This is a genomic window from Streptomyces sp. WG5 (genome assembly GCF_049974565.1).
Lineage (GTDB): Bacteria > Actinomycetota > Actinomycetes > Streptomycetales > Streptomycetaceae > Streptomyces.
This window is the reverse complement of sequence record NZ_JBNGGC010000025.1, coordinates 18,826-42,116: the sequence shown is the minus strand read 5'-3', so window position 1 is coordinate 42,116 and position 23,291 is coordinate 18,826. Positions and strand designations below refer to the sequence as shown.

The 23,291-nt window shown below is 73.1% G+C and carries 18 protein-coding genes; 11 read left to right on the top strand and 7 right to left on the bottom strand.

The window, feature by feature from the left end; genetic code table 11:
* Positions 1-352: 352 nt before the first annotated feature.
* Positions 353-5,395: a DNA-binding protein gene (locus ACP4IX_RS24770; protein WP_426556642.1), complete on the bottom strand. Its 5,043-nt coding sequence runs from the start codon at positions 5,393-5,395 to the stop codon at positions 353-355.
* A 38-nt stretch (positions 5,396-5,433) separates the two neighbouring features.
* Positions 5,434-6,318, bottom strand: a complete 885-nt coding sequence (locus ACP4IX_RS24765; protein WP_426517413.1) for a DUF4132 domain-containing protein — start codon at positions 6,316-6,318, stop codon at positions 5,434-5,436.
* 207 nt (positions 6,319-6,525) lie between these two features.
* Between ACP4IX_RS24765 and ACP4IX_RS24760 the strand changes: the two genes are divergently transcribed.
* The 7 genes from ACP4IX_RS24760 (at position 6,526) to ACP4IX_RS24730 (ending at position 12,336) form a co-directional block, all read left to right on the top strand.
* Positions 6,526-7,599 carry a Rieske 2Fe-2S domain-containing protein gene (locus tag ACP4IX_RS24760; protein ID WP_426556641.1) on the top strand — a complete coding sequence of 358 codons (1,074 nt, stop codon included), beginning with the start codon at positions 6,526-6,528 and terminating at the stop codon, positions 7,597-7,599.
* The gene (locus tag ACP4IX_RS24755; protein WP_426517417.1) at positions 7,596-7,799 is read left to right on the top strand and encodes a hypothetical protein; all 204 of its coding nucleotides are present in this window, start codon (positions 7,596-7,598) and stop codon (positions 7,797-7,799) included. The genes ACP4IX_RS24760 and ACP4IX_RS24755 overlap by 4 nt, the downstream gene beginning before the upstream one ends.
* Entirely contained in the window at positions 7,796-8,734 is a 939-nt protein-coding gene (locus ACP4IX_RS24750; protein WP_426556640.1) for a PDR/VanB family oxidoreductase, read from the top strand. The genes ACP4IX_RS24755 and ACP4IX_RS24750 overlap by 4 nt, the downstream gene beginning before the upstream one ends.
* A 263-nt stretch (positions 8,735-8,997) precedes the next feature.
* Positions 8,998-9,966 (top strand): ABC transporter substrate-binding protein, encoded by a 969-nt coding sequence (locus tag ACP4IX_RS24745; RefSeq protein WP_426556639.1) that lies wholly within the window; start codon positions 8,998-9,000, stop codon positions 9,964-9,966.
* Positions 9,963-10,736, top strand: coding sequence for an ABC transporter permease (locus ACP4IX_RS24740; RefSeq protein ID WP_426517423.1), 774 nt, complete (start codon positions 9,963-9,965; stop codon positions 10,734-10,736). Before ACP4IX_RS24745 ends, ACP4IX_RS24740 begins: the two co-directional genes overlap by 4 nt.
* Positions 10,733-11,512 (top strand): ABC transporter permease, encoded by a 780-nt coding sequence (locus ACP4IX_RS24735; RefSeq protein WP_426556638.1) that lies wholly within the window; start codon positions 10,733-10,735, stop codon positions 11,510-11,512. Before ACP4IX_RS24740 ends, ACP4IX_RS24735 begins: the two co-directional genes overlap by 4 nt.
* Positions 11,513-11,532: 20 nt before the next feature.
* Positions 11,533-12,336, top strand: coding sequence for an ABC transporter ATP-binding protein (locus ACP4IX_RS24730; protein ID WP_426556637.1), 804 nt, complete (start codon positions 11,533-11,535; stop codon positions 12,334-12,336).
* 80 nt (positions 12,337-12,416) lie between these two features.
* Here ACP4IX_RS24730 and ACP4IX_RS24725 read toward each other — a convergent pair whose 3' ends face one another.
* Positions 12,417-13,070, bottom strand: a complete 654-nt coding sequence (locus ACP4IX_RS24725) for a hypothetical protein (protein ID WP_426517429.1) — start codon at positions 13,068-13,070, stop codon at positions 12,417-12,419.
* A 231-nt stretch (positions 13,071-13,301) separates the two neighbouring features.
* On the opposite strand from ACP4IX_RS24725, the gene ACP4IX_RS24720 reads away from it, so the two are divergent.
* From ACP4IX_RS24720 to ACP4IX_RS24710, 3 genes are all read left to right on the top strand, one after another.
* A complete protein-coding gene (locus tag ACP4IX_RS24720; protein ID WP_426517810.1) occupies positions 13,302-13,958 on the top strand; it encodes a helix-turn-helix domain-containing protein in 657 nt (218 codons plus the stop codon).
* A 32-nt stretch (positions 13,959-13,990) separates the two neighbouring features.
* Complete coding sequence (locus ACP4IX_RS24715; protein ID WP_426517812.1) at positions 13,991-14,530, top strand: toxin-antitoxin system, toxin component; 540 nt, start codon at positions 13,991-13,993, stop codon at positions 14,528-14,530.
* Between the two features lie 136 nt (positions 14,531-14,666).
* Positions 14,667-14,903 (top strand): hypothetical protein, encoded by a 237-nt coding sequence (locus ACP4IX_RS24710; protein ID WP_426556636.1) that lies wholly within the window; start codon positions 14,667-14,669, stop codon positions 14,901-14,903.
* A 342-nt stretch (positions 14,904-15,245) separates the two neighbouring features.
* Here the strand turns inward: ACP4IX_RS24710 and ACP4IX_RS24705 are convergent, their stop codons facing one another.
* From ACP4IX_RS24705 to ACP4IX_RS24695, 3 genes are all read right to left on the bottom strand, one after another.
* Positions 15,246-15,926, bottom strand: a complete 681-nt coding sequence (locus ACP4IX_RS24705) for a 4'-phosphopantetheinyl transferase family protein (protein WP_426517433.1) — start codon at positions 15,924-15,926, stop codon at positions 15,246-15,248.
* Positions 15,923-16,792: a metallophosphoesterase family protein gene (locus ACP4IX_RS24700; RefSeq protein ID WP_426556635.1), complete on the bottom strand. Its 870-nt coding sequence runs from the start codon at positions 16,790-16,792 to the stop codon at positions 15,923-15,925. The genes ACP4IX_RS24705 and ACP4IX_RS24700 overlap by 4 nt, the downstream gene beginning before the upstream one ends.
* A gap of 245 nt (positions 16,793-17,037) precedes the next feature.
* Positions 17,038-18,375, bottom strand: coding sequence for a 6-phospho-beta-glucosidase (locus ACP4IX_RS24695; RefSeq protein WP_426556634.1), 1,338 nt, complete (start codon positions 18,373-18,375; stop codon positions 17,038-17,040).
* 413 nt (positions 18,376-18,788) lie between these two features.
* On the opposite strand from ACP4IX_RS24695, the gene ACP4IX_RS24690 reads away from it, so the two are divergent.
* A complete protein-coding gene (locus tag ACP4IX_RS24690) occupies positions 18,789-20,183 on the top strand; it encodes a glycoside hydrolase family 16 protein (protein ID WP_426556633.1) in 1,395 nt (464 codons plus the stop codon).
* An 11-nt stretch (positions 20,184-20,194) separates the two neighbouring features.
* Here the strand turns inward: ACP4IX_RS24690 and ACP4IX_RS24685 are convergent, their stop codons facing one another.
* A complete protein-coding gene (locus tag ACP4IX_RS24685) occupies positions 20,195-23,221 on the bottom strand; it encodes an NACHT domain-containing protein (protein WP_426517441.1) in 3,027 nt (1,008 codons plus the stop codon).
* Between the last annotated feature and the right edge of the window lie 70 nt (positions 23,222-23,291).

Genomic DNA, 23,291 nt, shown 5'->3' with positions numbered 1-23,291 from the left:
TGGCGCGGAAGTGGAAGTCGCCGGTACACGGAGGGTGACCCACGGGCGGAGACAAGACATGTCGCCCGGACGGGACGGCATCCTTACGCTGACCGGAGCGGTAGCGCGCGGTGCCCGCAGGCTGCGGGGCCGTGGCAGAGCGGTCCATCGCGATCGACGTGGGCGAGGCCCGCGCACGCCGACTGAGGGACCGGGCGGGCCCCGCCCCTCTCCTGTCCGCGGTTCGAATCCCACCGGCCCCGCCGCCGAGCTCATCCGCGCCACCTCCCGTCGCGCAGGGCCGCCTCGGCGCCCCCGGCGAGGTAGACGGCGGTGGCGAGCCACTGGGCCGCGTCCCCTCCGGTGGCGGAACTCAGCGGCGGCGCTTGCGCGGTCGCGGCACCTCCAGTTCCTCCAGTCGCGGCCCGTCCCCGTCCTGGACCCGCTGCCAGGCCTCGCGGTACAGACCGGCGACGGGCCGGGTGGGCACGACGACACCCAGTACGGGGCTCTCGCCGTCGCGCAGGTCGTACATCGGCAGCTTCCACCGCTCCAGCGGCAGGTGCGGATTGCCGAGCCGGGTCCAGCCGCCGGGCAGGAACAGCGAACGTCCGGCCTTGGAGCGGTTGCCCTCGAGTACGAGGTCGGTGGCCGCGAGTTCGGCGCGGGCGGCGCGGAGCCGGGCCGTTCCCCCTCGCTGCCCGCCCCAGCCGGTCCAGCGCGCGGTGTTGCGGTCGGTGGGGTCCGGCATGGCGAGCAGCATCAGGTAGAGGACGGCGGCGTCCTCGCCGACGCCGTACCGCTCGGCGACCTCGGCGACCAGGCCGGGCACGGACCGGGCGGGATCCTGCGGCCACCACAGCCCGTCCGCGTCGCGCTCGCCCGCCACCGGGTTGCCGGGGTCGGCGAGCAGTTCGGCGAAGCGCCGGTCGTGGACCATGCTCAGCGCGGTCTCCTGGGCGTTCGGTCGTTCACCCGTGAACAACGTCGTCAGGTGGGGGTCGTTGCCGGCCGCGTCCAGCAGCGCGGGCCGGATGGCGGGGACGGGTCCGGGCCCCCCGGTGCCCAGCACGACGGCGCCGTAGCGCACGAAGTCCTCGCCGGTCTCCGTGGGATCTCCGGCGGCCCGCCGGAACGGCTCCCACTCGGTCCGCCGGTCGAGAGCGATCAGCAGGCCCGGATGGGCCAGCCGGTCGCGCAGCGCGCTCAGTACGCCGGGCAGGGTGGCGCGGACCGGGTCGCCGGACGGGAGCCGGTGGGCGAGCCACGCGGCGAGGGCCACCGAACCCTTGAGGACGTTGTTGTCGAAGCCGGGTGTCTTCTCGGCGGATTGGACGTAGTAGGGGCCGAGCTGCCAGGTCAGGTCCCGTGTCAGGCGGGGCTCGGTGGCCATGTCGACGAAGCCGTGCAGGGCTGCGGGCGGTGCCCATCCCGGAGACACCACGGTGCGGGCCGCGTCGTGCAGCACCTCCTCGCGGACGGGTGTGCGCCGGCCCAGCCGCTCGTTCCAGACCTCGGCCGCGCGGGCGGCGTCGGGGCCGTCCGTCCACAGCCGCGTCGGCTCGGCGGGCAGGAGCGCCGCCACGACGGCCTGCCGGGCGCCCGCGTCGAGGGAACGCAACTCGTCCTTGGCCACGCGCGCGTCGGCCGCCTTCACTCCGATCGCCTTGAGCGTCGCGGAGGGCACCGCCTCGCGCTTGTCGTCGACCATGGGCATACCCGCGACCACCAGCCGGGCCATGGTCGGGGTGACACCGGTGAGTCGCGCGAACTCCTCGGCAGCCGCCGGGAACCAGGGTGCCGGGCCGCGCTCGGCGAGCTCGGCGCGGAACGCCGCCGCCCAGCCGGGAGCTCGCGTCCGCTCCGGCACGAACGGCCCCGCGGCGACCAGGGTGTAGGGCGCGGGTACCTCGAACCGGCCGGACGGATCATGGAAGACCGCTCCGTAGCGATGGCCCGTGGGGTCGTCCTCCAAGTCCCATTCGCCGAGGAAGTCGAACGCGCGGTGGGGAAAGAGCAGGAACGCACCGCCGTCGAGGGGGAGCACGGTCTCGTTCGTGCCGCCCCGCACGGCGCGGGGCCCCTCGAACAGGCTCCTGTCCAGCCGCAGCCGGACGCGGCGCCAGTGGCCCGGGTCCAGGTCCGTGAGTTCCTGCGCGTCGAACTCCGCGAGGTACGCGTCCAGTGCCTGCCGGTGCTCCTCCAGGACGGGCACCGAACCGGCTCGCAGGGCGAGTATCGCGGGCAGCTCGGGCAGGGCCAAGGCGTCGATCTTCTCCAGCGACTTCTGCCCGGTCAGCTCTTGGTGGATCCGGCCCGCGGGCGCCTGCTCGGCCGTGCTCCGCATGGACCGGCCCAGCAGGCGCGGCAGGTCGTAGAGGTAGTGGTCGCTGGCCCAGTAATGGGGGCGCCAGCCCCGGCCGGTCAGACCGACGCCGTTCACCGCCGCCTCGAGCAGCTCGTCTCCCACCTCGGGCCGCGGCTCCTGCGGGACGACTCCGGCGATCGCGGAGTCGAGCCGGGCCAGCGCCGCGTCCAGGGTGCGCTGCTGCTCGGCCGCGAACCGCACCACCCCGGTGATGCCCGCGCGCAGCGCCTCGTGGCCGACCTCCGGCAGGAGCGTGCGGACCAGGTCGGACACCGTGTCCCGGCCGTCCGTCCCGGCCCGTTCCTTCCCCGGCTCGTCGTCCTTCTCGGCGTCCAGCGCGGCCACGGCCCCTGCCAGGAGTGCCGCCGCGGTGTCCTCGCCGACCTGACGCAGCGCGGCGGACCCCTGCGGGTCGCGCGGCTGGAGGAGGTGCCAGTAGCGCAGGTGCGGAAGCAGGGCCGTACCCGCGTGGAAGGGACCTGCCGTGTAGCCGCTCCCGCTCTCGGCGACCAGCACGCCGTCGGTGTCGAACAGTTGGACCGTGCGGGACCTGGAGATCACAGTCAACGGCCGGTCGGCGCCGGGGAAGACCAGCGCGTGCTCGGGGTCCGCGCCCACCGAGGGCGGCACGACGACCGCGCGTCCGGCCAGGTCCTCGCCCCGCCGCGAGCCGTCGGGGAGGGTCACCACACGCCAGCCGAGCACGCCGTCCACCGGGGCGCACACCGGGCCCGGTACGGCGGAGGGGGCGGGCAGCAGCCAGGCGTTCCCGAGGGTGCTTCCCTCCGGGGCGGTGTTCAGCGCCTCGTCGATCCACTCCGGTGCGCCGGGTTCGCCCAGGGTGTCGCCGACCGGGTCGTACGCGCGCCAGGTGTACCGCTCCTTCTCCCCGTCCTCCTTGGCCCACACCCAGTACGCCGTGCCGTCGCTGATCACCCGCCGCGTTTCCGGTACGAAGGCGTCCCCTCGGCGCAGCACCCCGAGACCGGTGACCCGGCCGCCCCCGGGGAGGGGCGGGGACGCGGGGGCCATGCCCCCGTTGACCCCGCCGCTCCCGTCCACCTCGCAGGGCCACCAGGAGTGGTGGTGACCCTCCACCGTCATGTGCGGCGAGTCCGAGCCGGCGGTGTCGAGCCAGTACCCCTGCCATTCGGAGGCGGAGTACGAACGCCACCAGACGAACAGCCCACCGTCGACGTACTGGCAGGTGAACGACCAGAGCCTGTCCGAACCGTCCGGGAGGCTCGGCTCGCATGCGAGAACCGTGCCCTCCGCCCCGATCACCCGTACCTCGTCGCCCGACATGACGATGAGGTACGGCCAGCCGTCGATGATCCTGATCCCCCGGTTCTTCTCCCGCGAGGCGGCGGATCGCAGGGCTTCCTCCCAGGCGGGCCAGCCCAGCTCGTCGAGGACGCCGGTGCGCAGGGTGCGGGCCAGCGCGGGTGCGACGCCGGTGGCCAGGGCTTCCCGCACCTCGTCGGCGGCGACGGCCAGCGCCTCTCCCGGCAGCCAGGACAGCGTGCGCAGCGGGCCGGAGTAGCCGAGGAACTCGGCCAGTTCGCCGGTGAGGTACTTGCGGGCGGCCTCTGCCACCCATGGGGCGAGCATCGGACGCCCGCCGGGGGACGCGGCCAGGTTGACGACGGTCTCCTCGCTGTTGCCCCAGTGCCCGTCGGGACAGCCGCGCCGGAACGCCGGACGGAAACGGGCGTCGGCTGCCAGCGCCAGGAGGTCCCGACGGTGCTCGCGGGCCGCCCACGTACTCAGCGCGAGCCGCTGGCCGTCGCCGGGTTCCGCCAGCGGTATGTCCAGGGACAGCAGCTGGTCGAGCAGGTCCACATCCCCGACCGGCGGCTCGAAGGTGTCTCCCTGAGCCCGGAGTTCGGCCCGCAGCGCGCCGGCCATGCGGTCGACGAGCGGGTACAGCTCCGGCGGTGCGGCGCGATGGCCGTCGGCACCGCACAGTGCGACGACCCTGCGCGTCCATCCGACCGTGCCGTCGGGGGACCGGGCCTCGGCGGGCAGCGTGGTGTCGCACAGCCCGGCGGTGGCTCCGGCGTCGTCCAGCAGGGCCAGCCACTGGGGCAGCTCGTCCCGCTCCCACTCCGTCGGCAGCAACCCGAGCAGGGTGCCGCGGACGGCGGGTTCCCGCCGGGCCAGTTCCAGCAGGGCGGCCCGGTGGGCCTTCCACCAGCCGGGCGGTGCCTTGACCGTGCCGGGCAGCGGCAGCATCTCGCGGAGGTAGGCCATCTCCTCGGCGAGCGCGTTCCTGCCCGCGACCGCCTTCGCCAGTCGGCGCAGGTCGGCCGCGCCCGGACTGGACGGCGGCACGCCGTGCGCGGCGAGCCGGACGAAGAGCCCGCGCAGGTGCCGGAAGGCCGTCTCGGCCGGTACCCGGGACGACAGTCCCTTGGCGTAGCTGGAGAGGATCTTCGTCGGCACGGCACGGGCCAGGGCGAACTCGAGGAACACCGCGTCCATGCGCGCCTCGTCGAACGGCAGCGCGTGTGCCGTCTCGGCCTTGCGGGCGTTGACGAACATCTGGGTCGCGTAGGCCGTCTGGTCGGCCCCCAGGAACACCCGGCCGGCCTGCTCGTAGAAGGTCGGCAGGAAGTGCGGTACGGAGCCCGCGAGCCGTTCGCCGATCGACTCGTAGGTGGCACGGGCCTTCTTCGCCCGGGATCTCACCGTCCGCGCGACCTTGTTCATCTCCTCGACCAGGGACATCGCCAGGTGTCCGTCCGAGGGGTGGCGGGCCAGCACCCATTCGGGGAAGCCCATGGCCCGGTGCTGCCCGACACCGACCTCCACCGGCTCGCCCTCGGGCTCGAGTCCGAGGAAGCCTGTGTCCGGGTCCCCGGTCCCGTCCTCGGCGATCAGACGCACCACGGTCCGGCCGTCCAGACCCGGATGCCGGTAGGCCCGGGCGAACACGGGCACGGCCCGGTCGCCTCCTCCGGTGGTGCCCGGCGGCAGTACCGCACCGGCGCGCAGCAGCTCCTCCACCTCTGCCGTCGCCCCGTCCCGTGTCGTACCGTCGCTCATGCTCGCGTGCCTTTCGTGGGTGTGCGTACCGCTGCCGTTCACTCGGCGCCGTCCGTGGTCACGGTGCGGCCGGCGTGCAGCGCCGCGGCCATGCGCATGCCCTCGGACCAGGCCACGGGGCCGACCTCCGTCAGCGGCAGGCACCGGTGCCCGTCCTCGTCGCTCCAGGTCAGGCTGCCGGTCCAGGCCTTCTCCTCGGTGTAGGGATCGCTCATGCCGACCGTGGCAGTGAAGACGCGCCCGGCGTCCCGGATCCTGTCGACGACGCTGCTGCCGGAGATCTTGTAGCCGAGGGACGTGGCACGGGAGGAGAGGTGGAACCACGAGCGGTACTCGGCATTGGCGAATTCGGTGACCCCGCGGGCCCCGCCGTCCGTCCCGTCGGCGGGTTTGCTCCAGGTGGCCCGGTGAATCTGTTCGACACCCTGGACCACCCCCAACTCCGCCGCGAACAGGCGGAGTCCTTCGAGATCGGGGAGGAGGACCGGGTGGGGCATGGTCACCGTCCGGGCCGCCAGGCGAACGGTCTCGCCGTCCAGGTTCACCACCCGCAGTTCACCCGAGTCGTCCGCGTCGCGCAGGAAGCCGACCTCTTGGGGGGTGGCACCGACGATGACGATGTCGCGGAGCGCCGCCTGCCATGCCTCGTCGGGCCAGACCCGGGCCAGCAGGGCGGTCGGCACCGGCAGCGAGGACACCATCCAGTTGGTGACCTGCGCCGCGCACTCGGCCGCGTGCCGGTCCAGCCACTCGGCGAAGCGCTGGAGTTCGACGACTTCGGGGCGGTCCCGGATCTCCGCCGGCAGGGTTCCCTCCTGCTTGCCCTCCCGCCCGGCCGGGGCCCCTCCCGGCGCGGGCCGGGCCACCACCCGTCCATCCACCAGCGCGACTTCGTAGGTGCCGCCCGCTGCCAGCCAACCCATAGGTTCTTCGCCTCTCCCACCGCTCGGAACACGGCACAGCGCCCGAGGCGGCCCCAATCGGCGTGCCCCGCTGTAACGTTGGCGAAAGACTAGGGGCACCCACCGACAGTCCCCGTGGAACCCCTTCCGTGAGGCGGAAGGAGCGTTGCCCGCCCGCGACGTACTCGCCGACGATGCCACCACCCACGACGGACGGGAGCCGCAACGATGCCGCACATGACCGCCTTCGCCAGGAACCAGTGGTACGTCGCCGCCTACAGCCAAGAGGTCGGCCGCGAACTGCTGGGACGCACGGTCCTCGGTGAGCCGCTCGTCCTCTACCGCACCGAGGAGGACGGGACGCCGGTCGTCCTGCACGACCGCTGCGTGCACCGCCGCTACCCGCTGTCCGAGGCGCCGACGCGGCTCGACGGCGACCGGATCGTGTGCGGGTACCACGGGTTCACGTACGACACGACCGGCACCTGCGTGTACGTGCCGGGCCAGAAACGCGTCCCGCGCACCGCCCGCGTCGCCTCCTATCCGGTGGCGGAGCGGGACTCCCTGGTGTGGGTGTGGATCGGCGACCCGGCACTGGCCGACGCCGGGGCCGTGCCGCGGGCCCGGCACCTGGACTCCCCCGGCTGGGTCACGGTCCGGGGCATGGAGCCGATCGACGCCGACTACGGGCTGCTGGTCGACAACCTCCTCGACCTCTCCCACGAGACGTATCTGCACGGCGGTTACATCGGCACGCCCGAGGTCGCCGAGACGCCGATCACCACGGAGGTCGACGAGGGCGCCGGCATCGTCCGGGTGAGCCGGCACATGGACGACGCCGAGTGCCCGCCGTTCTACGCCAGGTCGACCGGCATCAGCGGACGCATCGACCGGTGGCAGGACATCGAGTACCACGCGCCCTGTCTGTACCTGCTGCACAGCCGGGTCGCCCCGACCGGTGTGGTGCCCGAGGCGGACGGCAGCGATCCGAACGGCTTCCACACCGAGATCACGTACGCCATCACACCGTCCGGCGAGGGCAGGGTGTACGACTTCTGGGCGGTCTCGCGGGACTGGGCGACGGACGACGCCGAGGTCACCGAGTTCCTGCGGGAGAACAACCGCACGGTCGTCATGCAGGACGTCGACGCGCTCAACCTGCTCCAGCGCACGCTCGGCTCCGAGCGCACCGGCTACCAGGAGCTGAGCATCAACATCGACACCGGCGGCCTGGCCGCCCGCCGCATCCTCGCCCGGCTGGCCGAGGAGGGCGACAAGCCCGTGGAACGGGCGGCCCGGTGAGCGGGCGCACCGGCGAGGTCTACCGCGTCGACTGGCTGCCGGGCACCGACGTCCTGCACGGCACCTGCCACTGCGGCGCCGAGCACACCGCCGAGGACCCCGTCGCCATGTGGGACTGGATGCTCGCCCACCCGCAAGGACACCCGCAAGGCCTCCCGCAGGGCCTCCCGCAGCGAAAGCACCGGGGAGACGGCTCATGAACCCGTACGAAGCCGAACTCGTCGTCGACCGCCGGGAGACCGCGGCCGACGGCGTGCTCGCCCTCACCCTGCGCCATCCGCTGGGCGAACCGCTGCCCGCCTGGGAGCCCGGCGCCCACATCGACGTCGTCATCGGCCCGGGCCTGGAACGGCAGTACTCGCTGTGCGGCGACCCGGCCGACCGGCAGGTGTGGCGGATCGCCGTCCTCCGCGAGGCCGAGGGTCGGGGAGGGTCCGCCTACGTGCACGCCGAGTTGAGGTCCGGCGGCAAGGTCCGGGTACGGGGGCCCCGCAACCACTTCCCGCTGGAGCCGGCCTCCCGGTACCGCTTCGTCGCGGGCGGCATCGGCGTCACCCCGATCCTGCCGATGCTGGCAGCCGCCGAGGCGGCGGGCGCCGAGTGGACCCTGCTGTACGGCGGACGGACCCGGAACTCCATGGCGTTCACCGGGGAGCTGGAGCGGTACGGCGACCGGGTCACGATCGCCCCCGAGGACGAGTCGGGACTGCTGGACCTCGCCTCCGTGCTCGACGACGTCCCCGAGGGCACCCTCGTCTACTGCTGCGGACCCGCGCCGCTGCTGGACGCGGTCGAGGCTCGCTGCCCGGCGGGGGTGCTGCGCCTGGAGCGGTTCCGCCCGAAGGAGGCGGCACCGAGCGGCCCGGAGGCGGAGTTCGAGGTCGTGCTCGCGCGCAGCAGGCGCACGGTCGCCGTACCACCCGGCGTCTCGGTCCTGGACGCCGTCCGCACGGCCGGCGTCGAGGTGCTCTACTCGTGCACGGAGGGCACCTGCGGCACCTGCGAGACCGACGTCGTCGAGGGCGAACCGGACCACCGGGACTCGGTGCTCACCGACGAGGAGCGGGCCGCGGGGGAGACCATGCTCATCTGCGTGTCCCGCTGCCGTGGCCGACGGCTCGTGCTGGACCTGTGACCCCGGGGCCGGCGATGCGGTTCCGGGAAACGGGTGCCGACGGTGATCGCCGCGGTCATGGTGCGGCCGGCGCACGCTACGCGTGCGCGTCCCGCGCTGCCAACGGGGTCGCGGTTGAATCCTCAACCGCCCATCCGGGCAGGGGCATTGACCCGGACTCCGCACGGGCCCTACGTTCCCGCTGAACACGTTCTCGCTGAGCACATCCGTACTGTCTGCGCACAGCTGTCGGAGTACCTGGTCCGGTGCCACAGGGGGAGTTCATGCGTCGTCTGTTCGTCGGCCTCACGGCCGTTTCCGTCCTGGCCGCCGCGACGGCGTGCGGATCGTCCGGTTCCGGCGGGCCGGACGGCGCCGGTTCGTCCGGTGGCACCACCACCGTCGAGGTGGGACTCATCCCCATCGTCGATGTCGCACCCCTCTACCTGGGTCGGAAGAAGGGGTTCTTCGAGGAGCGCGGGCTGGAACTGTCCTTCTCCAGCGCGCAGGGCGGCGCGGCGATCGTGCCCGGAGTGGTCAGCGGCCAGTTCGAGTTCGGCTTCAGCAACATGACGTCCCTCATGATCGCCCAGTCCAACGACGTGCCCGTCAAGGCGGTGGCCAACGGCATCGCCTCGACCGGCGTGGTGGGCGAGGACTTCGAGGCGCTCACCGTCAGGGGTGACAGCCCGATCACGTCGGCGAAGGAGCTGGAGGGCAAGAAGGTCGCCATCAACACCCTGAAGAACATCAACGAGACCGCGGTACGCGCCTCGGTCGGCGCCGCGGGCGGCGACCCCGACAAGGTGGACTTCGTCGAGCTGGCCTTCGACCAGATGCCGGCCGCGCTCGACGGCGGACGGATCGACGCGGCGATGGTGGTGGAACCGGCGCTGGCCACGGTCAAGAGCCAGGGCGGCAGGGAGATCGCCTCTCCCATGGTCGACGTCTCTCCGAAGCTGACGGTCGCCATGTACTTCACCTCCACCCGGTACGCGCGGGAGAACCCGGAGGTGGTGAAGAAGTTCCAGGAGGCCACCGCCGAGTCCCTCGCGTACGCCGACGCGCACCCCGACGAGGTCCGCGAGACCGTCACCACGTACACCAAGATCCCGGCGGACGTGCTGGCGAAGGTGACCCTGCCGAAGTGGCCGGCCGAACCGGACCGCTCCTCCATCACGGCGCTGGCGAAACTCGGTCACGCGGACGGCCTGTTCGAGCGGTTCCCCGACCTGGACGCGCTGCTGCCGTGAAGGGGACGAACGCCGCGCTGGGCGCGGCCGGCCTCGCGGCCTTCCTCGCCCTGGGCGAGGCGGTGCCCCGCCTCGGCCTGGTCGAGGAGGACTACTTCCCGCCGACCAGCCGCATCGCCGACGCGCTCGCCGCGGAGGTCGCGGACGGCGCCTTCTGGGCGGCGCTCGGCGACACCCTCACCGGCTGGGTGCTGGGCCTGGCCCTCGCGGTCGGCGCCGGGATCGTCGTGGGGGTACTCCTCGCGGTGGTGCCGTATCTGCGCGAGGCGACGGCGTCCACGATCGAGTTCCTGCGCCCGATCCCGTCGGTCGCGCTGATCCCCCTGGCGGTGCTGCTGTACGGCACCGAGCTGGGATCGGTGCTGCTCCTGGTCGTCTACGCCGCCTTCTGGCAGGTACTGATCCAGGTGCTGTACGGCGTCCAGGACGTCGACCCGGTCGCCGAGGAGACGGCGCGGTCGTACGGGCTGGGCACCTGGGCGCGCATCCGGCACGTGCTGTGGCCGACCGCGCTGCCGTACGTCATGACCGGGGTGCGGCTGGCGGCGGCCGTCGCGCTGATCCTGGCCATCACCGCCGAACTCGTCATCGGGGCACCGGGGCTGGGCGCGCGGATCGCCGTCGCGCAGACCTCGCAGGCCGTTCCCGAGATGTACGCGCTGATCGTCGTCTCCGGTCTGCTCGGGCTGCTGATCAACGTCGGGGCCCGGTCGGTGGAACGGCGGGCGCTGGCCTGGCACCAGTCGGTGCGCGGGGAGGTGGCGGTGTGAGGCCGGCCCTGCTGCGACTGGTGTTCGCGCTCGCGCTGCCCGTCGCACTGGTGGCCGCCTGGTGGGCGGCGTCGGCCGGCAGCGAGAACGTGTACTGGCCGCCGCTCGGCACGATCCTGAAGACCTTCCCGCAGGTGTGGACCGGCGAGCGGTGGCGCGCGGACGTGCTGCCCAGCATGCTCAGGCTCGCGGCCGGCTACGCGCTCGCGGCCGTCGCCGGTGTCGCGCTCGGCACGCTCGTCGGCTCCTACCGGCGGGTGCGGGCAGTGTGCGAGCCGGTGCTGGAGTTCCTGCGGGCGGTGCCGCCGCCGGTGCTCGTACCGGTGATCATGCTGTTCGCGGGCATCGGCGACACGATGAAGATCGTCGTCATCGCCGCCGGCTGTGTGTGGCCGGTCCTGCTCAACACGGTCGAGGGGGTCCGGGCGGTCGACGCGGTGACGGCCGAGACGGCCCGCTCCTACGGCATCACGGGCGTCGCGTGGCTGCGGCACGTGGTACTGCGCTCGGCGAGCCCTCAGATCTTCGCCGGTCTGCGCCAGGCGCTGTCGGTCGGCATCATCCTGATGGTGATCAGCGAGATGTTCGCCGCCAGCAACGGGCTCGGCTTCACCATCGTGCAGTTCCAGCGCTCCTTCGCGATCCCCGGCATGTGGACCGGCATCCTGCTGCTCGGTCTGCTCGGCTTCGTGCTGTCGGTCCTCTTCCGGCTGGTCGAGCGGCGGGTGCTCGGCTGGTACCACGGCCTGCGCGCCGCCGCCCGGCGGTCCGGGTGACGCTCCTGAAAGGGCGGTCCATGCTCGACGTACGCGGCCTGACGAAGGTGTACGAGGGGTCGGGGCGGCGGGTGGAGGCGGTGCGCGACCTGACCTTCACCGTGGCGTCCGGGGAACTGGTCTGTCTGGTCGGCCCGTCGGGCTGCGGCAAGACGACGTTGCTGAAGTGCGTGGGGGGACTGCTCTCCCCGACGGCCGGCGAGGTGTTCCTGGCCGGCCGGAGGGTGGACGGGCCGCTGCCCGGGACGGCGTTCGTCTTCCAGGAGTACGGGCGCAGCCTGTTCCCCTGGATGCGGGTCGGCGAGAACGTCGAACTCCCCCTGCGTCAGAAGAGCCTGAGCAAGCCCCGGCGCCGGGAGCTGGTCGCGGACGCCCTCGCCTCCGTCGGCCTCGCGGACGTTGCCGGGGCCTACCCGTGGCAGCTGTCCGGCGGCATGCAGCAGCGGGTGGCCATCGCGCGGGCGCTGGCCTACGAGCCCGAGGTACTGCTGATGGACGAGCCGTTCGCGGCGGTCGACGCGCAGACCCGCGCCGACCTGGAGGACCTGGTGCGGCGGCTGTGGCGGGAGCGCGGGATCACCGTCCTGTTCGTCACCCACGACATCGACGAGGCCGTCTACCTGGGCGAACGCGTGCTCGTGCTGTCCGCCTCCCCCACCGTCGTGCGAGAGCAGTTCGAGGTCGATCTGCCGGGCGGGCGGGACCAGGCGCACACGCGGGCGGACCCGCGCTTCGCCGCCCTGCGCACCCGTGTGTACGAGGAGATCCAGGCGGCGAAACGCGAGGCGGGGGTGACGAAGACGGACTCGCCTCCCCCGCACTGACCAGGCCGCCGGGCAGCCGCGTCGAGCCCCGGGCGGGTGGCGTACCCGCGGACCCGGGCCGACGGCCGCTCGGCGGTGGGTCACTCGGGGGCGGGGACCACCCTCAGGTGGGCGGCGGTGCGGCGCGCGGGGCGGTACGGGGTGCGGCGCCGCTCCCGCAGGACCAGGGTCAGACGGGTGTACCCCAGCTCCTCCAACGTCCGGGGGGTTTCGATCACGACCCGGCACTCGGTGTCGCCCCAGCGCGGATCGGGGTGGTGCAGCGGCCGTACGGCACCGTCGTGTTCGACGGCCTCCGCGCCGACGGCCCGGATCCAGTGCGGCAGGCCCTGCCGGTAGGCGGCCTCCATGATCGGATCCTGGGCGATGTCACGCCGGACGGCCTGCAGGCCGGGATCGTGGCCGTACCGCTCCAGGGCGGCCGCGAAGTGCGCCAGCATCGGCAGGCACCAGCTCGACTCGTGTTCCCCGAGGACCGCGGACGCGTCCGGGTGGAAGAGGACGAACCTGAGGAAGTTGTCGCCCGGCATGGCCGTCGGATGCGGTCCGGCCCCCCGGAAGAGTGTCCGGAACGCACCGTTGCTGAGCACCACGTCCCAGCGGTGGTCGACGACGAGGGACGGAAAGGGAACGCCCTCCAGGAGCGCGGTGTAGTCCTGGAGGTACGCCTGGGCCCCGGAGGTCGCGGGGGCGGGCGGCGGCGCCGGCCGCTGCCCTCCTGCCTGAAATGCCATCGGGAGGTCACCCCTCTTGCCTATGCGGCCTTCTCGCGGCGTCCCGATCCTGGTGCCCCGACAGAGGCGTGTCAACTATCGTGGCATTTCGTGCCTGTTGACGGCTGAAACTGGCCACAGTTGTGGCGAGACCTGGATGTGAGTTCGAGCGGCACGCTACTCTCCCGGAAGTTCACGGCAACCGCTTGTGAGAAGCCTGTGAGGCCTGTGAAAGACGTAGAAGAGCTGTCGGTGGCGGGGGGCTTCGAGGGTCCGTGCGCCGTGCCGACCACCGCGCTGCCCGCCGTCGTCGCCCGCGTCACCGCACTCGCGGACCGGCTCGGCGTGCCGCACGCCGAGGTCTTCGACGTCGGCCGCCTGTCCGCGGCCTCCGGCGTACCCGAGCGCGTGGTGGGAGCCCTGCTGGCCGGCCGGCCGGCGGGTGAACCCGATGTGCAGGCCCGGTTCGTGCAGCGCCTGGACCTGCTGCGCCGCACTCGGGTGAAGCCGAACGGCCGCAAGTACACCCAGCAGGAGATCGCCGACGGCGCCGGCATGTCCCGGCAGCAGGCGGGCGCCCTCATCAACGGCGACCGGCGGCCCACCATGGAGCACTGCGACGCCATCCAGCGCTTCTTCCGGGTGCACGCCGGGTTCCTCACCGCCGAGGACCCCGAGGCGCTCGCGGGCGCCCTGCAGCACACCGAACAGGAACTGCTGCAGCAGCTCGCCGGCCGGGAGCGGGAGGCGGCAGCCGCCGACAGCGACCCGCTGGAGCGGCTGTTGCAGGACCACGGCGTGCGCGGCATCGCCTGGCGGGCCGCTCAACTGCCCACCGACCAGCACCGCGACAAGGTCGCCGAGTGGCTGGACATGCTCCTGGAGAGCGTCAAGCGGCCCGAGTCGTGAGCCTGGGGAGAGACGTGGGCATCGGTAAGGAGATGCGCCGCCTGTGCGGCGAGCTGGTCGAGGAGCTGACGCTTCCCGCCCCGGCGCGGCCGGCCGAGCTGTACGCCGCGCTGTGCGAGGCGATGAGCAGACGGCGGGGCCGGCCGGTGCTGTTCCGCATGGCCGCCTTCCCGCCCGGGACGGCCAGCGGCCTGTGGCTCGACATGGCCGATCAGGACCTGGTCGTCGTCGAGGAACGCACCGCACCCGACCACCAGTTGGTGATCCTGGGGCACGAGCTGTGGCACATGAAGGCCGGGCACCGCGGCCACCACGTCGAGGGCACCGCGGTCGCGGCCCGGCTCCTCGCCGGAGACGGCCCGGACCGGGACGAGGAAGCGCTGCGCGCGACCGTGCGCACCGTCGCCGCGCGTTCCCGCTTCGACCTCGCCGACGAGAAGGAGGCCGAGGCCTTCGGACTGCTGCTGGCCAGCAAGTGCCGGACGTGGCTGGCCGGTTCGTCACTGCGCGGACCGGTGCAGCGGGACCACCTGGCCGGGCGGATCGGGGCGTCGCTGGGCTACCTGGGCTGATGGCTCGATCGGCTCGTGCCGGGCGGCGGGCGGGCGCGGCTCGGGGTGATTGTCAGTGGTGGGCGGCAAGCTGGGTGTGTGTCCCCGCCGTGCGGGGACGCGTGACCGCTGACGTCGTTGTGGGGAGAGCCGACCGATGACCATCGCCGTACTGACCGACCACGAGCGCACCGCGGTTCAGGCCTACCTGCGGCTCCTGCACACCGTGCGGGCCGGTTTCGACACCGCGGCGGGACCGGCCGACGCCGCCCGCCCGCCCCTCGTCCCGCCCTCCGTCCTGGCCGAGGCGGAACAGGCGCTGGCAGCCGCGGGGCTGGCGGGGAACGAGGAGGCGTTCTTCCGGCTGGTGCGAAGCTGGGGCCCACGGGCGTGACGCGGAGCCGGGCAGGCGGTCCACGCGCCGCGCGTGAGGCCGACGGACGGACCACACGCCGCGCGTGAGGCCGGGGAGGCGTCGCTACGCCGTGCGCCCGCCGGCGCCGGCCCGGAACCGTTCCGCGCCCGGACCGGCGGGCGTCCGCGCCCGGACCGGCGGGCGTCCGCGCCCGGACCGGCGGGCGTCCGCGCCCGGACCGGCGGGCGTCTTCGGCCGGACGCCCGCCGGGCGGGGCAGGAGGCGGAAGGACGCCAGGGCGCGCGCACGGGGAGCTCGGGCCGTGCGGCCCGGCGCCGGACACGGCGGGCCGCACGGATGCCCGAAGGCACCGGCCCAGGCTCAGGTGTGCGGGACCGTGACCGCCGTGGCGACCAGGCCCTGCCGGGCGGTCCAACGACCGTCGAAGTGGGTCAGGCGTCGGCCGCCCACGGTCGGTCCCGGCACCAGGAGGGCGGCACGCAGGGAGCCACGGCGCGGGTCGACGGGGTCCACGGAGATCTCGATGTCGGCCTCCGCGAAGTCCAGCCACTGCCCGGTGAGGGGGAACCACGCCTTGTAGACCGACTCCTTGGCGCTGAACAGCAGCCGGTCCCAGTGGATACCGGGATGCTCCTCGGCCAGCCGGCGCAGCCGCTCCACCTCACCGGGCAGCGACACGCTGGGCAGGACCCCGTCCGGCAGCGGCCCGTCCGGTTCCGCGTCGATGCCGAGGGAGGCGAGGTCGGCGACACGGACCAGGGCGGCGGCGCAGTAGCCGTCGCAGTGGGTCATGCTGCCGGTCAGGCCGTGCGGCCAGCGCGGCGCCCCGCGTTCGCCGGTCAGCACGGGCTGCGGGGGCACGCCGAGCTTCTCCATGGCCCGGCGGGCGCAGGACCGGACGACGGTGAACTCCCGGCGGCGCTTGGCGACCGCCCGCGCCACGAGCGCCTCCTCCTCGGGATGGAGCGGCAGGTGTCCGGTGTCGTCGTGGCCGTGGGCCTCCACGGTGACGACCGTGTCCGGCAGCAGTACCTCGATCACCGGGCCACCTCCTCACGCGACGCCGACGGCAGGATGCGGCGCAGCCGTCCCGGCGGCCCCGTCCGCTTGCGCCATTCGCGGGGATAGCCCACCGACACCTCCTCGAAGCGGACGCCCTCGTGCCAGGTGGTCCGCGGGATGTGCAGATGCCCGTAGACCATGGTGTCGACCCGGAAACGGCGGTGCCAGTCGGCGGTCAGGCGGGTGCCGCACCACATGGCGAACTCGGGGTGCCACAGGACGTCCGTGGGATGCCGGTCCAGCGGGTAGTGGTTGACGAGCACCGTCGGCAGCTCGGTGGGGATCTCGGCGAGCCTGCGCTCGGTCCCGGTGACCCGCGCCCGGCACCATGCCTCGCGGCTGGGGTGCGGGTCGGGGTGCAGCAGGAACTCGTCGCTGCACACGACGCCGGTACCGTGGGCGTACGCCAGCCCCTCGGCCTTGGTCGCGCATCCGGCGGGCAGGAACGAGTAGTCGTAGAGCAGGAACAGCGGTGCGACGACCACCGGGCCGCCGACTCCGTCCCACACGGGGTACGGATCCTCGGGTGTCGTCACGCCCAGTTCGCGGCACATCGCGACGAGGTGCTCGTAGCGGGCGACCCCCCGGAGGGTGACGGGGTCGCTCGGGTGGGTCCACAGTTCGTGGTTGCCGGGGGCCCAGACGACCCGGCGGAAGCGACCCGCGAGGGTGCCCAGGGCCCATCGGATGTCGGCGACCGTCTCCGCCACGTCGCCGGCCACCAGGAGCCAGTCGTCGTCGGAGCCGGGACGCATCTCCTCGACCAGGGCACGGTTCTCCGCGTAGCTGATGTGCAAGTCGCTGATGGCCCACAGCTGACCCGGGCCACCGACCGTCGACGTCATCCCCCACCCCTTCCAGACGCGCGTTCGACGCCACGAGATCACATCCCGGCCCCCGGTCACAAGGGCGACTCGCCCCACCCGACCGGACCTCCCGACCGCCCCGCGGCGGCGCCGGCGCGTCCGTGCGACCCGGGGCACGGCCCGGGCCCGGCGCCCCGGCGGCGAGCAGCCCGATCGGCCCGTCCCGCCGGCGGCGGACGGTGGCCCCGGACACGTCGTCACGACCAGCCGTCCCGCCGCCGGCCCTACCGCAGGTACCCCAGGCCGGCATGGACCGCCGTGTAGCCGTCGACCAGGCGGTGGGCGACGTTGACCGAGTCGACGAGGGGGTGCAGGGCGAAGGCGCGTACCGCCGCCGTACGGGAGCCGGAATCGGCCGCCGCCAGGACCTCCCGCTCGACCGCCTTGACCGCGCAGACCAGGCCGGTGGCGTGCCCCGGCAGCGGGTCCACGGCCACCGGACGGGCGCCGTTCGCGTCGACCAGGCACGGCACCTCGATCACGGCGTCGGGGTCGAGGACCGACAGCGTGCCGCGGTTGCGGACGTTGAGGATCAGGGTGGTGCGCTCGTCGCGGGCGACGGCCCGCATCAGCGCCAGGGCCACCTTCTCGTAGCCGCCGGACAGGTCGTCGGCCTCGCGCTCGCCCGCGCCCGCGGTCTCCCGGTTCTCGGCCATGTAGGTGGCCTCGCGTTCGGCACGGGTGCGGTCCCAGGTGGCCAGCGCGGGGGCGTCGGGGCGGCGCATCTCGTCGTAGAAGCGGGCCTGCTGGTCGCGCAGGAAGGCGCCGCGGGTCCGGTCCGCCTCCCGGTAGGCGCGGACGGTTTCCCGGTTGAAGTAGTAGTAGTGCAGGTATTCGTTGGGGATCGCGCCCAGGGAGCGCAGCCATTCGGGGCCGAAGAGCCGGCCCTCCTCGAAGGAGCCGAGCAGCGCCGGGTCGCCGAGCAACCGGGGGAGCTCGTCGCGGCCGGCGACGCGCAGGCCGCGGACCCAGCCGAGGTGGTTGAGGCCGACGTAGTCGATGAAGGCCCGGGCCGGGTCGGCGCCCAGCACGCGGGCGATGCGGCGGCCGAGGCCGACCGGGGAGTCGCAGATGCCGATGACCCGGTCGCCGAGGTGCCGGGACATGGCCTCGGTGACCAGACCGGCGGGGTTGGTGAAGTTGATGACCCAGGCGTCCGGGGCGAGTCGGGCCACGCGACGTGCGATGTCGACGGCGACCGGAACGGTCCGCAGTCCGTACGCGATGCCGCCCGCGCCGACCGTCTCCTGCCCGAGCACGCCCTCGGCGAGCGCCACCCGTTCGTCGTCGGCCCTGCCCTCCAGGCCGCCGACGCGGATCGCGGAGAACACGAAGTCGGCGCCGCGCAGCGCGTCGTCCAGGTCGGTGGTGGCGGTCACGTCGGGCGCGTCGGTCATCCCGGCGGCCTGCTCGGCCAGCACCCGGGTCACCGCCGACAGCCGGGCCGCGTCCAGGTCGTGCAGCACCACGTGCGTCACGCGTCCCTCGGCACGGTCGCCGAGGAGCGCCCCGTACACGAGCGGCACCCGGAACCCGCCGCCGCCCAGAATCGTCAGCCTCACGCCCGTGCCCTCTCCGTCGTCCGGCCAGTCTTCCGTCCGGCGCCGATCATGGCACGCCCGGCCCCGCCGACACCGGCTCCGGCACCGGCACCGAGGCCGGGTGAACGGGCCGGCCGGGTGAACGGAGGGACCGTGGCCGCGCCCGATCACCGCCCGCCGGACCGGCCGGCCGCGGTCCCTCTCCGACAGGGCTGGGGAGGACCCGCGGCCGCTGCGCACACTTCGGCACATTCGCGTCGTTCACGGGGTGAACTCCCGCGCCCCGTACGGACTTTCTCGGCTTCACCTCTTGACGACCGGTGCGACCGGGAGCACATTGGCCGCACTCTGAGAGCGCTCTCAGCACGACGTCCGGGGAGCGCGCTCGGGACCCTTCACGCTTCCCACCCCCGCACCCGAGAGGCGACCCCCACATGAGAGAAAGCTCCGGCAATCCGCCCGGACGACGTCGACTGCGCCGGGCGCTGGTGGCCGTCGTCGGCACGCTCGGTCTCGCGGCGGCCGCCACCGCCGTCACCGGGCCGTCCGCGAACGCCACCGTCCCGCCGCCCCCGTCCGGCTGGACGCAGGTCTTCGCCGACGACTTCGACGGCGCCGCCGGCTCCGGCGTGAACACCTCGAACTGGCAGTACGCGACCGGCACCTCGTATCCCGGCGGCCCCGCCAACTGGGGCACCGGCGAGATCGAGACGATGACGTCGAGCCCCTCCAACGTCTCCCTCGACGGCAACGGCAACCTGCGCATCACCCCGCAGCGCGACAGCGCCGGCAACTGGACCTCCGGACGCATCGAGACCCGACGCGCCGACTTCGAGCCCCCGGCGGACGGCACGCTGCGCGTGGAGGCCCGTATCCAGGTTCCGAACGTCACCGGGGCAGCGGCCAAGGGCTACTGGCCGGCGTTCTGGATGCTCGGTTCCCCCTACCGGGGCAACTACTGGAACTGGCCCGCGGTCGGCGAGATCGACATCATGGAGAACACCCAGGGCCTCAACACCGTCCACGCCACGATGCACTGCGGCACCTCACCGGGCGGCCCCTGCAACGAGACCAGCGGCATCGGCGGCAGCACCACGTGCACCGGCACCACCTGCCAGGCCGGCTTCCACACCTACCGGGTGGAATGGGACCGCTCGACGAGCGTCGAGGAGATCCGCTTCTCCCTCGACGGGAACAACTTCCACACCGTGCGCGCCGACCAGGTCGACGCGACGACGTGGCAGAACGCGACGGACCACGGCTACTTCCTCATCCTCAACGTGGCGATGGGCGGCGGCTTCCCGAACGCCTTCGGCGGCGGCCCGGACGCCGGCACCCAGCCCGGCCACTCCATGCTCGTGGACTACGTCCAGGTGCTGTCGTCCGAGGGGAGCGGTACCACGCCACCGACCGGTGACCGCGACGCGTACAGCGCCGTCGAGGCCGAGTCGTACGACTCCCAGGCCGGCACGATGACCGAGGCCACCTCGGACTCGGGCGGCGGCCGGAACCTCGGCGCGCTCGCCGACGGCGACTGGGTCCAGTACAAAGGCGTGAACTTCGGCGCGGGTCCGGCGACGCAGTTCAAGGCCCGGGTGGCGAGCGGCGCGCCGGCCGGCGTCAGCGGCCTGGTGGAGGTGCGCCTGGACAGCCGTACCAGTGCGCCGATCGGCAGCTTCGCGGTGGGCAGCACGGGCGGCTGGCAGTCGTGGCGCACCGTCCCGGCGAACATCGGCTCGGTGACGGGCACGCACGACGTGTACCTGACCTTCACCAGCGGCCAGCCCGCCGACTTCGTGAACGTGAACTGGTTCAGCTTCGGCCGCTGACCACCCGGGGCTCACGCCCGGAAGCGCCGCAGCAAGCCGGTCCGGGGCCGCCTGTCGGTCCCGGACCGGCCCTCGTGGCGCACGACCACCCGATCGGCCGGCAACGACTCCAGACCGTGCACCTTGCCGGCGTCCACGAGGGTGATGTCGATCCTCGCCCTCGGCACGTCGCGCAGCGGGGACAGGTCGACGGCCGCCTGGTAGCTCTGGCAGGTCAGTCGCAGGGTCAGGGAGGTGAGCGCGGGGTGCGCCGCCGCGAACTCCGGGACTCCGGCGTCCGTCAGGACCCCGTCCACGGTGAGGCTGGTGATCCGGGGCAGCGGCACCGTGGGGAGCGGGACGCCGTGCGGCGAGGACAGGGTGAGAGATCTCAGCTGTGCGGCTCCGGTCAGGAAGCCCAGGTCCGCGCCGGCCGGCAGCCGGTGCAGGGTGAGCTCCTCCGCCGGGCTCTCGGCCAGGACGGCCAGCCCCTCGATGACATCGCAGGACTCGACGACGAGCCGGCGCAGTCCGTCGAGCGGTGCCAGGGAGGGCACGGCGAACGACACGGCGCTGGACAGCGCGACCGACAGGGAGTGGACGCGCAGGGGGACCAGGGACGCGACGAGGCCGGCGGTCAGCAACTGGCCCCGCACGGACAGGTGGGGCACCCGGTCGAGCACGTCGAGGCAGGCGACCTGCTCCGGGGAGGACAGGTGCAGTGTCAGGTCGTCCATCGGCAGGCCGGCCAGCACGTCCTCGGCGAACGACCGTGCGTCGAAGTACGGCCAGGAGGCCGCCACCTCCTGGCGGACGATGCGGTCGGGCACGCCCTGGAACCGGGCCATCTGGTCCAGCGCCGCCGCACCGCCGATCCGGGCGATGGTCATCACCGTGGCCCGCGCCTGCTCCGGTCCCAGGCCCTCGGGACGCGGCAGCAGGTCGAGGACGATGTCACCGGCGGTGGCGAGCTGTTCGGCGTCTGCCGGAGAGGCGGGGGGAATCAGTTCACCGGCCCGCAGGAGCACCGCGGCGCGGACGGCCGGGTCGAGGGTGGTGGCGTGCTCGAGGCACGCGGCGGCGAGCAGGTGGTAGCGACGGCGCAGTTTCGGGTCGGCGCTCTGGTCGCCCAGTGCGACCAGCTTGCGCAGCAGGTAGGCGCGTTCACTGTCGCGGGCGTGGCCGACGGCGAGCCGGACGACGTCGTCCCACTGGTCGTCACGGCCGGACTCCGCGAGGAGGTCGAGGTCCTCGGCCTCGACGGCGGCCTTGGCCCCGAGGTAGTCCTGGAACGTGCGGTGGATGAAGTCCACCATGCCCGCCGAGGGTTCCCGCAGCAGCCCGCTGCGCAGCAGCAGGTAGCGGAAGACGTCCTGGGCCCGGTCGGGTGGCGCCAGGTGCGGCATGGCGGGGAGCTTCTCGCGGATGATGCGGACCGCGGTGCTCTGGGCCGCCTCGGAACGCCCGTTGCGGATCAGCCAGTACGCGACCCGCTGGAGGAGCTGGACCTGGGCCTCCTCCGTGGGTGCCAGGCCGGGGGGCGCGGGGATCTCGCGCTCCTTGTCGCGGCGCACCAGCAGCATGGTGAGCGCGGCGGCGTACAACTCCATGCGGCGTTCGGGGAGGTGGGTCAGCCGGTCGCGGTGCAGAGCGCAGATGAGCGCGCACATCAGCGGATTGGTGGCCAGCCGGTACAGGTCGTGCTTCTGCCGCAGGCTGGCGCGCAGGGCTTCGCGGCAGCGTTCGACCGCCTGTCGTTCCTCGGGTTCGCCGACCGTGGTGAGGACGGCGTCGTGCCAGCGGTGGACGAACCGGTCGACGTCCTGGCGGGTCATCGGCAGCAGGTTGAACTCGGCGAAGTCGACCTCTTCCAGCCAGTGGGTGTCCACGGCGGAGGGCCGGGTGGTGACGAGGAAGAAGTTCCTCGGGTAGAGCTCGATCAGGTCGAGCAACCACCTGCGCACGCCGGGACGTTCGCTTTCGGAGATCTCGTCCACGCCGTCGATGAGCACCATGCCGCGGCCGCTGTGCAGGACCCGGTCGGCCCAGTGCTCGGGCTGGAGGCCGTGCAGCATGTTGCCCACGGCGTGGAGGAACCGCTCGGGGCCCGGCATCCCCGGAGTCTGGGCGAGCGCGCGCAGCGGCAGCACGAACGGCACCCGGCCGCGCAGCTCCGCCAGTTCGTCGGGGAAGGAGTTCTGCGCGGCCGAGACGGCCAGCCACTGCAGCAGCGTGGTCTTGCCCGATCCGGCCATGCCCCGCAGCACCGCCCGGTTGCATCCGGTGAACGCCTCTTCGACACGCCGGCGGTTGGCCGACGGCGAACCGCCGTCACGCTGCGATGCCAGCTCCAGGTTGAGGTAGGCGGTGTCCAGGGGCCAGTTGGCCTGACCGGGATCGCTCAGGTCGAGGCCGAAGATGTTGAGTTTGCCGTACTTGCGTTCCAGGTGGGCGAGATAGCGTGTCTCGAACTCCTCGTCCGCGCTGCCGGGGCGGGGGATGCGGTCCACCAGCGCGTCCAGCAGGCGCAGTGTCTCGTCGAGCATGCGGGTCTGGGCCACCTGGGCACGGGCCACGAAGGTCGAGCGCTGGGTGAAGAAGTGCAGGATGTGCAGGCAGCTCAGGTCGAGCAGACTGTCGTACAGAGCGGTGGCGTCGGCGGAAAGGTCCCTTGTGGCGTCCCCGCGGGCGGCCGTCAGGCGTCGGGCCAGCTCGACCCGGCCGAGCCGGACCGCCTGCACGTCGTCCATCTCCAGCTCGCCGAGGGCGCTGAGGGTCGCCGCGAGGGCGTCGGCGAGGGCTTCGCGTTCGTCGGACTTCACCGGGGGTTCGTGCGGGTTGGCGTCGATGGCCGCCTTCACCAGCTCCCGCGCGATCTTCCACATGTCCAGGTTGCTCAGTCCGCGCTTCTCCCCGCCCCACCCGATGAGCCGTGACACGCGTACCGGCTTGTCCACGAGGCCCGCGCCCGGCCCCTCCTGGACGAAGAGTCTGGCGATGATCGGCCGCGCCACCGCCGAGGCGATGCGCGCGGTCGTACCGATGCTGGCCGGATCCATCAGACCCCCCGAACCGACGTACCAGTGACGAGCGCTCCTAGATCATAGGGAGTCGGCAGGGCCGCGGGCA

Coding starts and splice junctions, on each gene's coding strand:
- ACP4IX_RS24770 (WP_426556642.1), bottom strand. CDS start 5,395: ATGAGCGACGGTACGACACGGGACGGGGCGACGGCAGAGGTGGAGGAG.
- ACP4IX_RS24765 (WP_426517413.1), bottom strand. CDS start 6,318: ATGGGTTGGCTGGCAGCGGGCGGCACCTACGAAGTCGCGCTGGTGGAT.
- ACP4IX_RS24760 (WP_426556641.1), top strand. CDS start 6,526: ATGCCGCACATGACCGCCTTCGCCAGGAACCAGTGGTACGTCGCCGCC.
- ACP4IX_RS24750 (WP_426556640.1), top strand. CDS start 7,796: ATGAACCCGTACGAAGCCGAACTCGTCGTCGACCGCCGGGAGACCGCG.
- ACP4IX_RS24745 (WP_426556639.1), top strand. CDS start 8,998: ATGCGTCGTCTGTTCGTCGGCCTCACGGCCGTTTCCGTCCTGGCCGCC.
- ACP4IX_RS24730 (WP_426556637.1), top strand. CDS start 11,533: ATGCTCGACGTACGCGGCCTGACGAAGGTGTACGAGGGGTCGGGGCGG.
- ACP4IX_RS24725 (WP_426517429.1), bottom strand. CDS start 13,070: ATGGCATTTCAGGCAGGAGGGCAGCGGCCGGCGCCGCCGCCCGCCCCC.
- ACP4IX_RS24715 (WP_426517812.1), top strand. CDS start 13,991: ATGCGCCGCCTGTGCGGCGAGCTGGTCGAGGAGCTGACGCTTCCCGCC.
- ACP4IX_RS24710 (WP_426556636.1), top strand. CDS start 14,667: ATGACCATCGCCGTACTGACCGACCACGAGCGCACCGCGGTTCAGGCC.
- ACP4IX_RS24700 (WP_426556635.1), bottom strand. CDS start 16,792: ATGACGTCGACGGTCGGTGGCCCGGGTCAGCTGTGGGCCATCAGCGAC.
- ACP4IX_RS24690 (WP_426556633.1), top strand. CDS start 18,789: ATGAGAGAAAGCTCCGGCAATCCGCCCGGACGACGTCGACTGCGCCGG.
- ACP4IX_RS24685 (WP_426517441.1), bottom strand. CDS start 23,221: ATGGATCCGGCCAGCATCGGTACGACCGCGCGCATCGCCTCGGCGGTG.